We start from the raw sequence: 14,262 nt of genomic DNA on the forward strand, positions 1-14,262 counted from the left end.
TGCCGCAACCGAGCTTGAGGAATGTATCGTATGATCCGTCGCCGCGCCCTGCCACTTCTGGGGGCCTCCATCCTGGCGGCCCCGGCCCTCGCACAGGCCCCCTGGCCCAACCGGCCGATCCGCTACGTCGTGCCCTTCCCGCCTGGCGGGGCCAGCGACATCATCGGGCGCTTGATGGCGCAGGCGCTGTCCGAAGGCCTTGGCGTGCCGGTGGTGGTGGACAACCGCTCCGGCGCCGGCGGCACCATCGGCACCGCCTTCGTCGCGCAATCCGCCCCCGACGGCTACACCGTCATGCTGGGCAGCGGGTCGAGCCACCTGGGCGGACCCTTGCTCTTCGCCAACCCGGGGTATGAGGGCGTGGACGACTTCACCGCCATCGCCAGTTTTTCCGGCAGCACCAGCCTGATGGCCTGCACGCCGGGCCTGCCGGCGAATAATGTGCAGGAATTCATCGCCTATTGCCGCGCCAATCCGGGCCGGGTGAATTTCGGCTCGGCGGGGGCGGGTGGCAGCAACCACCTGAACGGCGTGCTGTTCATGATGCGCACCGGGGTCGAGATGGTGCACGTGCCCTATCGCGGTTCGGCCCCCGCGCTGGCCGATCTGATGAGCGGCCAGATCCAGGTGGTCTTCGACACCCTGCCCGGCATCATCGGCACGGCGCGCAGCGGGGCGGTGCGGGCGCTGGGTGTCACCACGGCGACGCGCTGGCCCTTTGCGAACGACATCCCCACCATCCAGGAACAGGGCGTGCCCGATTTCGACATGGTGTCCTGGGGCGGGCTGATGGGCCCGGCGAATATCCCGGCGCCGATCGTGGCGCGCATGAACGCCATCATCACCGCGGCGCTGGCCGATCCGGCGATGATCACCCGCATGGCCTCGGCCGGGGTGATCCCGCTGGTCATGACGCAGCCAGCCTTCCACACCTACCTGCGCGAACAGCGGACCCGCATCGCCGAGATCGTGCGGGCGAGCGGCGTGAAGCCGGAAGGCGCCTAAAGCGTGATGGCCGTAGGCGCGTATGCGCCGCAGGGCTGAATCACGCGACAAAACAACAAGCTAGACCGTGATGCGTGAGCGAATGCGAACGCATCGCGGTCTAGACCGCCACGACCTGGAAGATCGTGACCTCCCGCGCGTCACGATCTTCCAATTCCCGTGTCGTCGGCACGATAAAGCGCCGCATTTCGACCAGCCCCGCCTTGGGCACATAGGCCCGGCCAGGGTCGGCCAGCAGCACAATGGCCCCCCCGGCCGCCGCCGCGCGCAGCCAGGCCATGACGCGGGCGGCCATCGGTGCCTCGTAGCAAACGTCGCCGGCGATGATCACATCCCAACGCGCGGGCATGGCCAGGACGTCGCCGGGGTCGGTGCCGATGGCGACATCGTTCAGCGCCGCGTTCAGCCGGCAGGCGGCCAGGGCGATGGGGTCGATTTCCGCGGCATCGACCGATGCGGCGCCCGCCTGCGCCGCGGCGATGGCGGCAAGGCCGCCGCCCGCGGCGAAGTCCAGCACGCGCTTGCCGCGCACCACTGTGGGGTCATCCAGGATCAGCCGCGCCAAGGCCTGGCTACCCGGCCACCCAAAAGCCCAATAGGGCGGGGCGATGCCGGTGCGTTCCAGCCAGGCCTCGGTCGCTTGCCAGATCGGGGTGATCTCGGTCGCCAGGTACAGCGCGATCTCCGGCACCATCGGGGTGCGGGCGATGGCCGTATGGGCCGCGACAAAAGCCTCGGTCACAGGCGCCCGGCCAGGCAGGCCAGGGCGATGGCGATGCCGACCTCGCGGTTCGATTTGAACAGGGCCAGGCATAGGGCCGGGTCGGCGATGTCCAGCAGCAGGATTTGTCGCGCCAGCAGCCAGGCCGGCAGGATCAGCGCCGGCCAGAACCACGGCCCGACCCCCGCGAGCCAGCCGGCCAGCGCCAGAAGCGCCAGCGTGGCGGCGTAGCACCCGACCAGGAACGGCCGCGTGCGGTCCCCCAGGGTCAGCGCCGAGGACCGGATGCCGACCATCGCATCATCCTCCCGGTCCTGATGCGCGTAGATCGTGTCGTACCCCAGGATCCAGCAAAACCCGGCGGCCCAGAGCACCCATGCCGCAGGCTCCAGCCCCCCCGTCGCACTGGCCCAGCCCATCGGCGCCGCCCAGGAGAACACCACCCCCAGCACCGCCTGCGGGAAGTTCAGGAATCGCTTGGCCAGCGGATAGAGCGCGATCGGGATCAGCGACGCGACGCCCAGCAGGATCGCCACCCAAGGCAGTTGCAGCAGGATGACAAGCCCCAGCAGCCCCAGCCCGATGACGAACACCAGCGCCTGGCGCGGGCGTATCGCGCCGGAGGCCAGGGGCCGCCCCGCCGTGCGTGCCACCTGCCGGTCCAGATCCCGGTCCCACAGATCGTTCACCACGCAGCCTGCGCCGCGCATCACCACGGCACCCAGGCCGAACAGCAGGGTCAGCCAAAGCCCCGTCGCCCAGTTCGGTGCCGCCAGCGCAAAGGCCCATGGCCCTGGCAGGAACAGCAGCCAGGACCCGATCGGCCGGTCCAGCCGCATCAGCAGCGCATAGGGGCGGGCAATGGCCGGCAGGCTGGCGACCCAGCCCTCGGCACGGATGTCGGTATGCGCGGTCATCGCTGTAGTATCTCCGCCATGCCCATCCTCCATGCCACAGCCGCGCCATGACCACGATCCCGCGCCTGCATTGCGACCAGCCCCTCGCGACCGGGGCCGAGGTGCCGGGCGATGAAGCCGCCGCGCGGTATTTCGGGTCGGTGCTGCGGCGGGGGCCTGGCGACCCGCTGCTGCTGTTCAACGCGCGGGATGGTGAATTCGCCGCGACCATCGCCGCGGTGCGGAAGGATCGCATCGCCTTCACCCTGGGCGCCAGGCTGCGCGCCCCGGCGGCGGCGGTAGATATCCGACTCGTGGTCGCGGTGCTGAAGCGCGATGCGATGGAATGGGCGGTCCAGAAAGCGACCGAATTGGGCGTCGCCAGCATTGCGCCGGTCTTCTGCCTGCGCAGCGTTCCCGACCGCTTGAACACCGACCGCCTGCGGGCCATCGCACGGGAAGCCGCCGAACAGAGCGAACGCCTGGACGTGCCCGCCATCGCCGAGCCGATGCCGCTGCATCGCCTGCTGGATGGCTGGGATGCCACGCCGCTGCTGGTGGGCGCCGAACGGGCCGGGGCGGCGCCGCTGCCCACGGCCCTGGCCGGCCGCCGCCCGCCGCTGGCCCTGCTGGTCGGGCCGGAGGGCGGGTTTGCCGGGGCCGAACTTGACGACATGACCCGTCGTGCCTTTGTTGTGCCAACAAGCCTCGGCCCCCGCATCCTGCGGGCGGACACGGCGGTGGTTGCGGCCCTTGCCGTGATGCAGGCCCTGGCGGGCGACGCATCCGGCCCTTGAGGCCTCGGTCGCCGTACCCTTTGACGGAAACACCCGATGTCCAATCCCGGCGAGGCCGACCTCACGCCGATCTCTTCGACGCGCCAACTGGCGCAATGGTTTGCCGAGGGCAGCAAGCCCCGCGCGGATTGGCGCATCGGCACCGAGCACGAGAAATTCGGTTTCCGGCACAGCGACCTGTCGCCGCCCGCCTACGAACCCGACGGCATCCGCGCGATCCTTGAAGGCTTTTTGCCGCAGGGCTGGGAGCCGATTCTCGATGCCGGCCGCATCATCGGGTTGAAGAAGGACGGCGCCTCGGTCTCGCTCGAACCCGGCGGGCAGTTCGAATTGTCGGGCGGTCCCTTGGTCGACCTGCACGACACGGCGGCGGAACTGGACGCGCATCTGGCGGAAACCCGCGCCGTCGCGGGGCCGATGGGGATCGGCTTCGCGCCCTTGGGCTTTCATCCGCTGCAAACGCAGGACCGGATGCCCTGGATGCCGAAGTCGCGCTACGCGATCATGCGCGGCTACATGCCGCGGGTCGGGGCCATGGGGCTCGACATGATGCTGCGCACCTGCACCGTGCAGGTGAACCTGGATTTTGGCGATGAGGCGGACATGGCGGAAAAGCTCCGCCTGTCGCTGGCCTTGCAGCCGCTGGCGACGGCGCTCTTCGCCAATTCGCCCTTCCTGGAGGGCAAGCCCTCCGGCTTCCGCACCCTGCGCGGCAAGGTCTGGACCGAGACCGACCCCGACCGCACCGGCATCCCCGCCTGCGTCTGGGAAGACGGCTTTGGGTTCGAGCGGTTTGCCGAATACGTGCTCGACGTGCCGATGTATTTCGTCATGCGCGACGGTGCCTTCGTCGATGCGACCGGGGTCAGTTTCCGGCACTTCATGGCGCATGGCCTGCCGGGGCACCCCGGCGTCACGGCGACCATGGGCGATTGGGCGGATCATGTGACCACCGTCTTTACGGACGTGCGGCTGAAGCGGTTTTTGGAGATGCGCGGCGCGGATGCCGGGTCGCCCGCGATGATGGTGGCGCAATCCGCGCTGTGGACCGGGCTGTTGTATGACGATGCGGCCCAGAAGGCAGCGGCGGCGCTGGTGCGCGACTGGAGTTTGGAAGAAGCGCGCGGGCTGCGCGCCGCGGTGCCGCGCCAGGCCCTGACGGCGACCATCCGCGGCCGGTCGCTGCGCGACGTGGCGCGCGATGTCCTGGCCATCGCCCGCGATGGGCTTGTGGCCCGCGGGCGGGACGAGGCCGGGTTGCTGGCGCCGCTGGACGCGATCGTGGCGAGCGGGGAAACCCAGGCCGATGTCTGGCTGCGCCGCTACGAGACGGTGTGGGGCGGCGATGTCTCGCGGATTTTTGCCGAAGCGGCGGTGTGACCCCTACACCTTGACGGCGACGAAGCGGCGGTAGGCAGCGCCCAGGCCGATCAACGCGAGGCCCAGGCCGAGCAGCGACAACACGCGCCACAGCCCGTCCAATTCGGCCGTGTCGACGATGAACACCTTGATGGTCGCGGCCCCCATCACGGCCAGTGCGGCCAGGCGCGGTCCCCGCCGCCCGCTGGCCAGCCCGATGCCGAACAGGGTCAGCGCCAGGGCCAGCCAGCCGCCGGACACGGCCCAATGCTCCGATGCGGTGAAATCGACCGCGTCCAAGGCGACGCGGGCGCCATGCCAGCCCCGCCGCACTTCCAACGTCACCCAGACCAGCCCGGCCAGCAGCGCAACACCGCCCAGCCATTGCGCCAGCCAGCGGCGCGGGCGCCCGCCGGCCGGCATCAGCGCGGCCGCCAGCCCCGCCAGCACGCCCGGCACGGCATAGGCCGCGAGCAGCGGGTTCCAGACGACCGTCCCGCCGAGCAGTTTCACATCGGTCACCCCGGGGTTCAGCACCACCAGCCCGGTCAGCAGGATCAGCGCGGCGGCCCCCAGCCAGGCCAGGACGAAACCCCGCACCCATAGCGGCCGGCGCGCATAGAGCGCGGCCAGCCCCGCCGCCAGGATCCACAGCGCCGCGCAATAGGCCGCCAATTCGGCAAAACCCGGGTCGCGGTCGTCCAGCCGCCCGGTCATGCCGTGCCGGATCAGCACCAGCACACCGGCGATCGCGGCGATCAGCGACACGGCGCGCAGGCAGGTGACGGCGGTGTCCTCGGTGGCGAACATCCTTGCCGCCAGCGCCGCCGAGATGGCGGGCACCAGATAGGCGACCGCCAGCCCGTTGAAGACCGGTGTCGTGCCGACGTCATACCCGGTGACCGAGGGGTTCAGCACCAGCCGCACCAGCACGGCCACCGCCAGGGTCGCGGCGATCGGACGCAGGGCGGTGACACCCGTGCGCCGTTCGATCCAGGCCAGCGCCGGCAACAGCAGCCCCAGGGCCGCCGACAGCCATTGGTCGGTCAGCAGCATCCCGGCCGCCAGCGCCAGCGCGCCGACGGCGCCCGCCGCCCATTCCCCGGCCTGCGCCACATCGCCCCGCCGCATCGCCCGCGTGCAGGCAAAGACCAGCAGGGCGGCCAGGGCGACCCCGAAGCAGGCCCAGGTCGGATCGGCCTGGAAATGCCGCACCCGGCCGAAGCCGATCAGCAGCAACAGCACCGGCACCGCCGCACCCAGCCCCGCCCAACCGGGCGGGCGCCCGGCGCGGCCGGCCAGCAGGAAGGCGGCGGCAAAATGCAGGGCCGCCAGCCCGGCGAGCCAGCCGAGGAAGGGGCGCAAGGGTTCGGGCGCCCAGTCGCCGGCGAAGAAGGCGACGGTGGCACCCTCGATCGCCACGACTTCCCCGGTGGGCGACCATTCGGGCAGCGGCCAAAGCGCCAGCGCCACCAGGGCGATGGCGGCGGCGAACCAGGGCAGGCGGACCAGCCCCGGTTCGGATTGCGCCCGCAGGATCGCCACCAGGCACAGGGCCGCGATGGCAGTGCCGCCGGCCCAGAGCAACGATGGTTCGACCAGCCCCGGGATCGGCAGCAGCGCGACGCCGGGCGCCAGCACCGCCCAGGCGGCGACCATGCGCCCAGCCGCGACCGCGCCGACGCCGCGCGGCAAAGCAAAAAGCAGCACGGCGGTGGCGGCCGGGGCGAACAGGGCGGGCACCCAATCGGCATCGGGCGTGCCGGTCTGGCTGCCGGCCGCGACCCAAAAAGCAGCCCCAAGCGCCGCCATCGCGCCGAGCGGCGTCCAGGCGGTGTAGCGCACGACAAAGGCCGCCGCCGCCGTCACCGCCAGTAGATAGGCATAAAGCCCCGGCAGGAACGGGTCGGTGGACTGGACCAGCGCCGGGGTCACATAGGCACCCACCAGCCCGACCACGCCGACAAACGGGCCGTAGCGCAGCGCCAGAAGCATGCCCGCCAATCCGGCCAGGCCCAGCAGCACAAAGTCCAGCGGCGGCGGCACCAGCGCATACAGCGGCCCGGCGGCGTAGGTGGCGCCGAACAACGCGGCGACGCCACCCGATGCCAGGGCCGCGGGGGCCAGATCCGCCGAGGCCCCGGCTGGCGGATGCCCGCGCAACTTTTCGGCCATCGCGATCAGCGCGAGACCGAGCAGGGCTGCCATGACCGTGCGCGGGGCCGGGCCCAGCCAGCCTTCCTCGATCCCGATACGGACCAGGAAGATCGCGGCGAGCAACAGCGCGGCGGCGCCGACCCAGAGGCCGAGCCGCTGGGTCAGGGTTTCTTCCAGGCTTTTGCGCCGCTGGGGTGCCGGCGCGGGGGCTGGCATGGCGGCCCCCGGCGTTGCGGTTGCGACGTCTTCGGGCAGGTTGTCGATCGGTGGCGCGGTTTCCACGACGGGCGCCGCCGTCTCGGGCGCCGCCGTCTCGGGCGCTGGGGCCGGTTTCATCGCATCGGCCACCGGCGGCGGCGCTGGCATGATCGTCGGGCCGGTATGGGCCTGGGCTTCCTGCAACTCCAGCCGCAGGCGGCGCACGTCGGCCAGGGCGCTGCCGGCGCGGAAGAAGCCGATCACACCCAGCAGCCATCCAAGCAACGCCAGAAGACCGAGGGTGATGGCGAATTCCATGGGCCGGAGCCTTCTCCGTCGCTACCCATTGCGTCAAGGTTACAAAAGCGCGCTGCGAACACGTTCGCTTCACTGGAACCCGCGCCACAAGCCAATTGCGCTTGCCAGTGACCGACCCTGCCGCTAATGCCCCCCGACGCCGGCACCCCTGGAGGCCGGCGGCCCCGAACGCTGTGGATCCATTCCCGAACAGGGAACCACCCGTGACGGGCGAACAGCAACCTCTCGACAAACACCCACAGGAGTATGCGGACATGGTCCAGGTCTATCGGATCCCCGCCGTGGCGCGCGAGCAGGCCGGCAAGGGGGCGGCGCGCGCAACACGACGGACGGGACAGGTTCCCGGCGTGATCTACGGCGCCAAACTGGCGTCCACCCTCGTTTCGCTCGACCCGCGCGACGTGATGAAGGAATTGCACAAGGGCGGCTGGCAGTCGCACCTGTATGACATCGAGGTCGCGGGCGGCACCACCGAACGCGTGCTGATGCGCGAGGTGCAGTTCCACCCCGTGACGGATCGTCCGCTGCACGTGGACTTCCAGCGCCTGGCCCCCGGCGCCCGCATCAAGGTCAAGGTGCCCGTCACCTTCGAAAACGAAGCGACCTCCCCGGGCCTCAAGGCCGGCGGCGTGCTGAACGTCGTGCGTCGTGAAATCGAAGTGCTGGCCGAACCGGCGAACGTGCCCGAAGCCTTCGTCATCGACGTGGCCGAAGCCGCAATCGGCGCGCAGCTGCGCCTGTCCGCGATCAAGGACATGATGGGCGCCAAGTCCATCATCCAGGGCCGCGACTTCATGGTGGCCTCGATCGCCGCACCGACCGTGGACGCCGACCTGGCCCCGCCGCCGCCCGCCCCCGAACCCGCCAAGGGCAAGGGCAAGGCCAAGGCTGCTCCGGCCAAGGCCGCGGCAGCGGCTCCTGCGGCACCCGCCAAGAAGAAGTAATTTTTGCCCGGCGCGGGGGGGTCTCCCCCGCGCCGGGTCTTGGAGTGGGCCATGCTGCTTTGGGTCGGCCTCGGCAATCCAGGGCCGGAATACGCGCGGCAACGGCACAACATCGGTTTCATGGCGCTGGAGGCGATTGCCCGCCGCCATCGCTTTTCCCCCTGGCGCCAGAAATTCCGCGGCCTGCTGGCCGATGGCAGCATCGCCGGACAGCGCGTCCTGCTGCTGATGCCGCAGACCTACATGAACGGCAGCGGCAATGCGGTGCAGCCGGCCGCCGCCTTCCACAAGATCGAGCCCGAGGCCATCACGGCCTTCCACGACGAACTGGACCTGGCCCCGGGCCGGGTGCGGGTCAAACGCGGCGGGGGGGCCGCCGGGCACAATGGCTTGCGCGACATGCAGCGCGCCCTGGGCAGCCCGGATTTCTACCGCGTGCGGATCGGCATCGGGCACCCGGGCCACAAGGACCGCGTGACGGGCCATGTGCTGGGCGATTTCGCCAAGGTGGATACCTGGGTGCCACCGCTACTGGACGCCATCGCCGACGCCTGCCCCCTGCTGGCGGAAGGCAACCCCGAGGCCTTCATGACCCGTGTCGCCTTCCTGGCGCCAGCCACGGGCTGAGACGCCACAATCATTGCTGGACAAACCGCAACGAAAAGGCGATTTGTTCTACGTCGTCCCAATGCACTGTTGCCCGGACGCCGCCGCGACCACGTCCATCAACGAGGCGTCCCGCGCCAATACGACTTCCATGCGGCTTTCGCGTGGCCGCACTCGCGCCGGTGGCGCGCCATCCTCAGACACACATGCGCCCGGAGGCGCGATATTCATGGACATGGAACAGGACGACCTGCCTGACGTCGGCGGCCCCGGGTCCGAAGACTGGCTGAACGCCGCCGCCGCCCTGTCGGCGGGCGTCGCGAAGGAAGCCGCGACCATGGCGACCGCCGCCGCAGGCCTGTCGGCCGCCGCTGCCGCCGGCATCACCAGCGACATCCGCCGCCATGGCCTGATCCAGGGCGCCGCGGCCGATGCGGCGCTGCGGGCGGCCCTGCTGCTTGAGGTCGCGGACGCCGTCACCCACCGCGGCGATGCCGCCGCACGGGCCGCGCGGATTTTTGCCGCCGCCAAGCGCGTGGGCATGCCGGCCGCGCCGCTGGCGGCCCCGCTGCGGGCGGCGGCGCTGGCGCTGCCGACGGATGATGCCTCGGCGCGGATCGCCGCCAGCGCCATCGCGCAGCAGGTGGCGGCGGTGCTCGAAGGCGGCTGACGCCGGGCACGATCCAGGCTAGAGGGACCGCGTCATTCACGGGTCCCGAGCCAATCGGGGCCCCCATCCGCGCGCCGGTCGCACCGGTCGGCCCGCGCCTCACCAAAAGGTCGTGTCCCGCCATGGGCTTCAACTGCGGCATCGTGGGCCTGCCGAATGTCGGCAAGTCCACCCTTTTCAACGCGCTGACGGCAACCGCCGCCGCCCAGGCGGCGAACTACCCCTTCTGCACCATCGAACCGAATGTCGGCCGCGTCGCGGTGCCGGACCCGCGCCTGGATACGCTGACCAAGATCGGCCACAGCCAGAAGACCGTCCCGACCAGCCTGGAATTCGTCGATATCGCCGGCCTGGTGCGCGGTGCCTCCAAGGGCGAGGGTCTGGGCAACCAGTTCCTGGCCAATATCCGTGAGGTGGACGCCATCGTCCACGTCCTGCGCTGTTTCGAGGATGACGACGTCACCCATGTCGAAGGCAGCGTGGACCCGGTCCGCGATGCCGAGACGGTGGAAACCGAACTCATGCTGGCCGATCTCGACAGCCTGGAACGACGCCTGCCGCCGCTGCAGAAGAAGGCCAAGGGCGGCGACAAGGATTCGGCCGCCCTGGTCGCGCTGATGGAGCCGATCATGGCCGCGCTGACCGAGGGCAAGCCTGCCCGCACCGCCATCGCGCCGGCCGATGTTGCGGCGGCGGCCAAGCTTGGGCTGATGACCGCCAAGCCCGTGCTGTATGTTTGCAACGTGGAGGAAGCCTCCGCCGCCACCGGCAACGCAACATCCGCCCGCGTGTTCGAAATGGCCGCCCGCGAAGGCGCCGGCGCCGTCGTGGTCAGCGCTGCGATCGAGGCCGAGATCAGCCAGATGGCCCCGACCGACCGCGCCGAATTCCTGGAAAGCCTGGGCCTGCCGGACAGCGGGCTCGATCGCGTGATCCGTGCCGGCTACGAATTGCTGGGCCTCATCACCTACTTCACCTGCGGCCCGAAGGAGGCGCGGGCCTGGACCATCATCAAGGGCATGACCGCGCCCCAGGCGGCCGGCGTGATCCATGGCGATTTCGAACGCGGCTTCATCGCGGCCGAGACGGTGGCCTATGACGACTACGTGGCGCTGGGCGGCGAACAGGGTGCGCGAGAGGCCGGCAAGCTGCGGATCGAGGGCAAGCAATACATCGTCCGCGATGGCGACGTGATGCTGTTCCGCTTCAACGTTTAGGCGGTTCCTGGCGCGCGCCATCCAGCAGGCGTTCCCGCGCGCGGGTTTCCTCGGCATCCCGCGCGCGTTCGGCCAGGGTCCGGCCGTGCTTCACCCGGTTCGCCGCCGCCTGTTCGGTGGCGGCCGCGCGGGACTTCTGCTTGCGCACCCGGTTGAGGTTGACGATCTCGGCCATGCGCCAGCATATCACCGCAACTTGGAGGGGTGCCATGAACATCGATCTGACTGCCACCGATGGCCATTCGCTGACCGCCTGGGTCGATGGGCCGGCGAATGCCAAGCACGCGCTGGTGCTCGTGCAGGAGATTTTTGGCGTCAACCACCACATGAAGAACCTGGCCGCGATGTTCGCCGCCCAAGGCTATCGCGTCGTGGTCCCGGCGCTGTTCGACCGCGTCGCCCGTGGGGTGGAACTCGGCTACACCCCCGATGACGTGGCCCGCGGTCGCACGCTGCGCGCGGCGGTGCCGGAAGCCGGCACCCTGGCCGATATCGCCGCCGCCAAGGCCCATCTGCCGCCGGCCGTGCCGCATGGGATCGTCGGCTATTGCTGGGGCGGCACCGTCGCCTGGTGGGGTGCGACGCGCATGACCGGCTTCAAGGCCGCGGTCGGCTACTACGGCGGCGGCATCGTCGTGACCAAGGACGCCGTGCCGAATTGCCCGGTGCAACTGCATTTCGGCGACCAGGACACCTCCATCCCGATGAAGGATGTCGAGGCGATCCAGAAGGCGCAGCCGGGGATCGAGATCTTCGTCTACGAAGGCGCCGGTCACGGCTTTTCCTGCAACGAACGCGGCAGCTACGTGAAGGCCGACGCCCGCGTGGCCGAGGCGCGGACGCTGGGCTTCCTGGCCAAGCACCTGGCCTGACAAGGCTGCTGAAGAGCGGGCGGGGGGGGCGCTTTGAAAGGGGCTTTGCCCCTCTCAAACTCTCCCCACCAAGGGGCCGTGGCCCCTTGGAACCCACGGGATTTGGTAAAATGAAGAGAGGGGCATGGTCCGCCACGGCCGATGGACCGCCCGCGACGCCCCTCTCTTCATTTTACCAATAACGCCGCCGGTCCAGGGGCGGCTGCCCCTGGTGGGGGAGGTCTGGAGGGGGTGTTCAGACCGGAGAGATGCTTGACGGGTGTTCGGAGACATCCCTGACGGGTCCGATTATCGTTTCTGGCCCGGTGATGTCCACCTCACCCAGCCTGAAGCGCATGAAGTGCAGGCTCAGCACGCCATCCCGCCCCGTCGCACGCAGCGCGATGTCCAGCCCGGCGAAGGCCTGCGACAGCCCGACCATCCTGCCATGCAGCTTGAAGCAGCCATTCGGCCGCACCCGGCGCACCAGGTCGGTCTGGTAGTAGTCGGGCGTCGGCAGCACCTCGGGAAAGCCCTGGCTGCTGGGCCGGTAGCGGCTCGCCGGCACGTCCATGCCCAGCGCCTCATGCGGGCGCTGTTCGTTGTAGACTGGCCGCCAGGCGTTGAACGCCGCCTGGCAGTCGTCCAGGTCGGCGAAGCGCCGGCCCTGCAGCACCTCCACATCCAGCGTGCGGTGGAACCGCTCGTCCTTGCCTTGGGTCTGCGGATGCCGCGGCCGCCCATGCAGGGTCGCCACGCCCAGCCGCATCAGCCAGACCTCGAAGGCGCTGCGCTGCACCGCCAGCCTGCCGGTATGGCCCGTGGCGCCCCAGGGTGAGCCATTGTCGCACAGGATGGCGCCGGGCAGGCCATAGCGGCGGAACAGCGCGGTCAGCCGACCCTGGACCTCGATCAGCGTCTCGCCAGCACAGGCGGCGATGCCCAGGGCGTAGCGCGAATGGTCGTCCAGCACGGTCAGCGGGTGGCAGCGCCGGCTGCCGGCCGGGATGTGGCCCTTGAAGTCCATCTGCCACAGCTCGTTCGGGGCTGGGCGTTCAAAGCGGGTCAGGGCGCGATGCCGCTCGGCCTTGATCGGGTCGATCTGGCCGGCACGGCGCAGCACCTGCGTCACCGTCGATGGCGCCGGCACCCCCTCCACGCCCAGGTCGCGCAGCCGCCGCGCCAGCTTGCGCCCGCCCCAGCGCGGGTGCGCCGCGCGCAGGGCAAGCAGCTGCGCCTCGATCTCGGGCGCCACCCGCCTGGGGCTGTCGTGCGGCCGGCGCGAGCGCTCCACGAGGCCCGCATCGCCAACCTCGCGGTGACGCCGCAACAGGGTGAAACCGCTCTGCCGGCTGATGCCAAAGCGACGGCATAACGCCGCCACGCTGACATCGCCGACGCTGGCCAGACGGACGAACTCCCGACGGGTGTCGATCACAGATAACGCCTTCCAGGGCATCGTCCCTCTCCCGAGAAACCAAGCCCAAAAGCGTCAAGCATGTCTCCGAACAGGCGTCAGGGATGTCTCCGGTCTGAACAAGGGGGCGAAGCCCTCTCCAGGGCGCAACGCCCCCCGTCGTTCAGCGGTTCAGCACGCGCCCCGCGACGGCATCCAGCATCGCGACCAGCGCCGGGTCGCGATGGGCGGGGCCGGTCACGATCGCCATTTCCAGCGCCCGGTCGCAGCCGGCGGGGCAGGGGCCGCGCGGGGCCGCCAGGCGCGGCACCACGGCGCGCACCAGGTCCTTGGCGCGATGGGCATTGCCCAGCAGAACCTTCACCACCGCTTCGACGCTGACGGCGTCGTGGTCGGGGTGCCAGCAGTCGAAATCGGTGACCATGGCGACGGTCGCGTAGCACATCTCGGCCTCACGGGCGAGTTTGGCCTCCGGCATGTTGGTCATGCCGATCACGTCGCAGCCCCAGGCGCGGTACAATTCGCTCTCCGCCTTGGTCGAGAACTGCGGGCCTTCCATCACCAGGTAGGTGCCGCCGCGCTTGTGCGGCAGGCCGATCTCCCGCGCCGCGGCTTCCAGCGCATCGCCCAGGCGCGGGCAGGTCGGGTGCGCGACCGACACATGCGCGACGCAGCCCGTGGTGAAGAAGGATTTCTGCCGCGCAAAAGTGCGGTCGATGAACTGGTCCACGATCACGAAGGTGCCGGGGGCCAGGTCGCCGTTCAGGCTGCCGACCGCCGATAGCGACAGGATCTCGGTCACGCCGGCGCGCTTCAGCACGTCGATATTGGCGCGGTAGTTCAGTTCCGACGGCGGGATGCGATGCCCGCGGCCATGGCGCGGCAGGAAGACGCAACGCACCCCGCCCAGGCGTCCGAACAGCAACTGGTCCGACGGCGCGCCGAAGGGCGAGGCCACGTCGCGCCATTCGGGGTTTTCCAGCCCCTCGATGTCATACAGGCCGGAACCGCCGAGCAATCCGATGACGGGTTCGATGATGTCGGTCATGCGCGAAATCCCCATAAAAAAACGGCCGCCCTGGTGGGGCGGCCGTCCGGTAGCTGGA

14 protein-coding genes are annotated in these 14,262 nt (G+C 70.1%); 8 read left to right on the forward strand and 6 right to left on the reverse strand.

Annotated features, from left to right (window positions below; genetic code table 11):
* Positions 1 to 30: 30 nt before the first annotated feature.
* Positions 31 to 1,005, forward strand: coding sequence for a Bug family tripartite tricarboxylate transporter substrate binding protein (locus ACQW02_RS26940; protein ID WP_431282995.1), 975 nt, complete (start codon positions 31 to 33; stop codon positions 1,003 to 1,005).
* 100 nt (positions 1,006 to 1,105) lie between these two features.
* On the opposite strand, the gene ACQW02_RS26945 is transcribed toward ACQW02_RS26940, so the two are convergent.
* The gene (locus ACQW02_RS26945) at positions 1,106 to 1,699 is read right to left on the reverse strand and encodes a class I SAM-dependent methyltransferase (protein ID WP_431285978.1); all 594 of its coding nucleotides are present in this window, start codon (positions 1,697 to 1,699) and stop codon (positions 1,106 to 1,108) included.
* A 44-nt stretch (positions 1,700 to 1,743) separates the two neighbouring features.
* A complete protein-coding gene (gene ubiA / locus ACQW02_RS26950; protein WP_431282996.1) occupies positions 1,744 to 2,643 on the reverse strand; it encodes a 4-hydroxybenzoate octaprenyltransferase in 900 nt (299 codons plus the stop codon).
* Positions 2,644 to 2,690: 47 nt separating this feature from the next.
* Between ubiA and ACQW02_RS26955 the strand changes: the two genes are divergently transcribed.
* Positions 2,691 to 3,419 (forward strand): 16S rRNA (uracil(1498)-N(3))-methyltransferase, encoded by a 729-nt coding sequence (locus tag ACQW02_RS26955; RefSeq protein WP_431282997.1) that lies wholly within the window; start codon positions 2,691 to 2,693, stop codon positions 3,417 to 3,419.
* Between the two features lie 36 nt (positions 3,420 to 3,455).
* The gene (locus ACQW02_RS26960; protein WP_431282998.1) at positions 3,456 to 4,799 is read left to right on the forward strand and encodes a glutamate--cysteine ligase; all 1,344 of its coding nucleotides are present in this window, start codon (positions 3,456 to 3,458) and stop codon (positions 4,797 to 4,799) included.
* A gap of 3 nt (positions 4,800 to 4,802) precedes the next feature.
* On the opposite strand, the gene ACQW02_RS26965 is transcribed toward ACQW02_RS26960, so the two are convergent.
* Positions 4,803 to 7,451 carry a DUF2339 domain-containing protein gene (locus ACQW02_RS26965; RefSeq protein ID WP_431282999.1) on the reverse strand — a complete coding sequence of 883 codons (2,649 nt, stop codon included), beginning with the start codon at positions 7,449 to 7,451 and terminating at the stop codon, positions 4,803 to 4,805.
* Positions 7,452 to 7,705: 254 nt separating this feature from the next.
* Between ACQW02_RS26965 and ACQW02_RS26970 the strand changes: the two genes are divergently transcribed.
* The 4 genes from ACQW02_RS26970 to ychF all read left to right on the forward strand — a co-directional run bounded on the left by ACQW02_RS26970 (position 7,706) and on the right by ychF (position 10,888).
* The gene (locus tag ACQW02_RS26970; protein WP_431285979.1) at positions 7,706 to 8,395 is read left to right on the forward strand and encodes a 50S ribosomal protein L25/general stress protein Ctc; all 690 of its coding nucleotides are present in this window, start codon (positions 7,706 to 7,708) and stop codon (positions 8,393 to 8,395) included.
* Between the two features lie 51 nt (positions 8,396 to 8,446).
* Positions 8,447 to 9,022: an aminoacyl-tRNA hydrolase gene (pth, locus tag ACQW02_RS26975; protein ID WP_431283000.1), complete on the forward strand. Its 576-nt coding sequence runs from the start codon at positions 8,447 to 8,449 to the stop codon at positions 9,020 to 9,022.
* A gap of 208 nt (positions 9,023 to 9,230) precedes the next feature.
* Positions 9,231 to 9,671 (forward strand): hypothetical protein, encoded by a 441-nt coding sequence (locus tag ACQW02_RS26980; RefSeq protein WP_431283001.1) that lies wholly within the window; start codon positions 9,231 to 9,233, stop codon positions 9,669 to 9,671.
* Between the two features lie 122 nt (positions 9,672 to 9,793).
* Entirely contained in the window at positions 9,794 to 10,888 is a 1,095-nt protein-coding gene (gene ychF / locus ACQW02_RS26985; RefSeq protein ID WP_431283002.1) for a redox-regulated ATPase YchF, read from the forward strand.
* On the opposite strand, the gene ACQW02_RS26990 is transcribed toward ychF, so the two are convergent.
* Positions 10,878 to 11,063: a DUF4169 family protein gene (locus ACQW02_RS26990; RefSeq protein WP_431283003.1), complete on the reverse strand. Its 186-nt coding sequence runs from the start codon at positions 11,061 to 11,063 to the stop codon at positions 10,878 to 10,880. The genes ychF and ACQW02_RS26990 overlap by 11 nt on opposite strands.
* Before the next feature lie 34 nt (positions 11,064 to 11,097).
* Between ACQW02_RS26990 and ACQW02_RS26995 the strand changes: the two genes are divergently transcribed.
* The gene (locus ACQW02_RS26995; RefSeq protein ID WP_431283004.1) at positions 11,098 to 11,760 is read left to right on the forward strand and encodes a dienelactone hydrolase family protein; all 663 of its coding nucleotides are present in this window, start codon (positions 11,098 to 11,100) and stop codon (positions 11,758 to 11,760) included.
* A 235-nt stretch (positions 11,761 to 11,995) separates the two neighbouring features.
* On the opposite strand, the gene ACQW02_RS27000 is transcribed toward ACQW02_RS26995, so the two are convergent.
* The gene (locus ACQW02_RS27000; RefSeq protein ID WP_431282423.1) at positions 11,996 to 13,177 is read right to left on the reverse strand and encodes an IS481 family transposase; all 1,182 of its coding nucleotides are present in this window, start codon (positions 13,175 to 13,177) and stop codon (positions 11,996 to 11,998) included.
* 142 nt (positions 13,178 to 13,319) lie between these two features.
* Positions 13,320 to 14,204, reverse strand: coding sequence for an S-methyl-5'-thioadenosine phosphorylase (locus tag ACQW02_RS27005; protein WP_431283005.1), 885 nt, complete (start codon positions 14,202 to 14,204; stop codon positions 13,320 to 13,322).
* Positions 14,205 to 14,262 lie beyond the last annotated feature (58 nt).

Origin of the sequence: Humitalea sp. 24SJ18S-53 (assembly GCF_050632385.1) — a bacterium.
Classification (GTDB): Bacteria; Pseudomonadota; Alphaproteobacteria; order Acetobacterales; family Acetobacteraceae; genus Humitalea.

What these genes read in the sequence shown, in the direction of transcription:
- ACQW02_RS26995 (WP_431283004.1), top strand. Translation starts at nt 11,098, where the DNA reads ATGAACATCGATCTGACTGCCACCGATGGCCATTCGCTGACCGCCTGG.
- ACQW02_RS26960 (WP_431282998.1), top strand. Translation starts at nt 3,456, where the DNA reads ATGTCCAATCCCGGCGAGGCCGACCTCACGCCGATCTCTTCGACGCGC.
- ACQW02_RS26945 (WP_431285978.1), bottom strand. Translation starts at nt 1,699, where the DNA reads ATGGTGCCGGAGATCGCGCTGTACCTGGCGACCGAGATCACCCCGATC.
- ACQW02_RS26970 (WP_431285979.1), top strand. Translation starts at nt 7,706, where the DNA reads ATGGTCCAGGTCTATCGGATCCCCGCCGTGGCGCGCGAGCAGGCCGGC.
- ACQW02_RS26955 (WP_431282997.1), top strand. Translation starts at nt 2,691, where the DNA reads ATGACCACGATCCCGCGCCTGCATTGCGACCAGCCCCTCGCGACCGGG.
- ychF (WP_431283002.1), top strand. Translation starts at nt 9,794, where the DNA reads ATGGGCTTCAACTGCGGCATCGTGGGCCTGCCGAATGTCGGCAAGTCC.
- ACQW02_RS26965 (WP_431282999.1), bottom strand. Translation starts at nt 7,451, where the DNA reads ATGGAATTCGCCATCACCCTCGGTCTTCTGGCGTTGCTTGGATGGCTG.
- pth (WP_431283000.1), top strand. Translation starts at nt 8,447, where the DNA reads ATGCTGCTTTGGGTCGGCCTCGGCAATCCAGGGCCGGAATACGCGCGG.
- ACQW02_RS26980 (WP_431283001.1), top strand. Translation starts at nt 9,231, where the DNA reads ATGGACATGGAACAGGACGACCTGCCTGACGTCGGCGGCCCCGGGTCC.
- ACQW02_RS26940 (WP_431282995.1), top strand. Translation starts at nt 31, where the DNA reads ATGATCCGTCGCCGCGCCCTGCCACTTCTGGGGGCCTCCATCCTGGCG.
- ACQW02_RS26990 (WP_431283003.1), bottom strand. Translation starts at nt 11,063, where the DNA reads ATGGCCGAGATCGTCAACCTCAACCGGGTGCGCAAGCAGAAGTCCCGC.
- ubiA (WP_431282996.1), bottom strand. Translation starts at nt 2,643, where the DNA reads ATGACCGCGCATACCGACATCCGTGCCGAGGGCTGGGTCGCCAGCCTG.
- ACQW02_RS27005 (WP_431283005.1), bottom strand. Translation starts at nt 14,204, where the DNA reads ATGACCGACATCATCGAACCCGTCATCGGATTGCTCGGCGGTTCCGGC.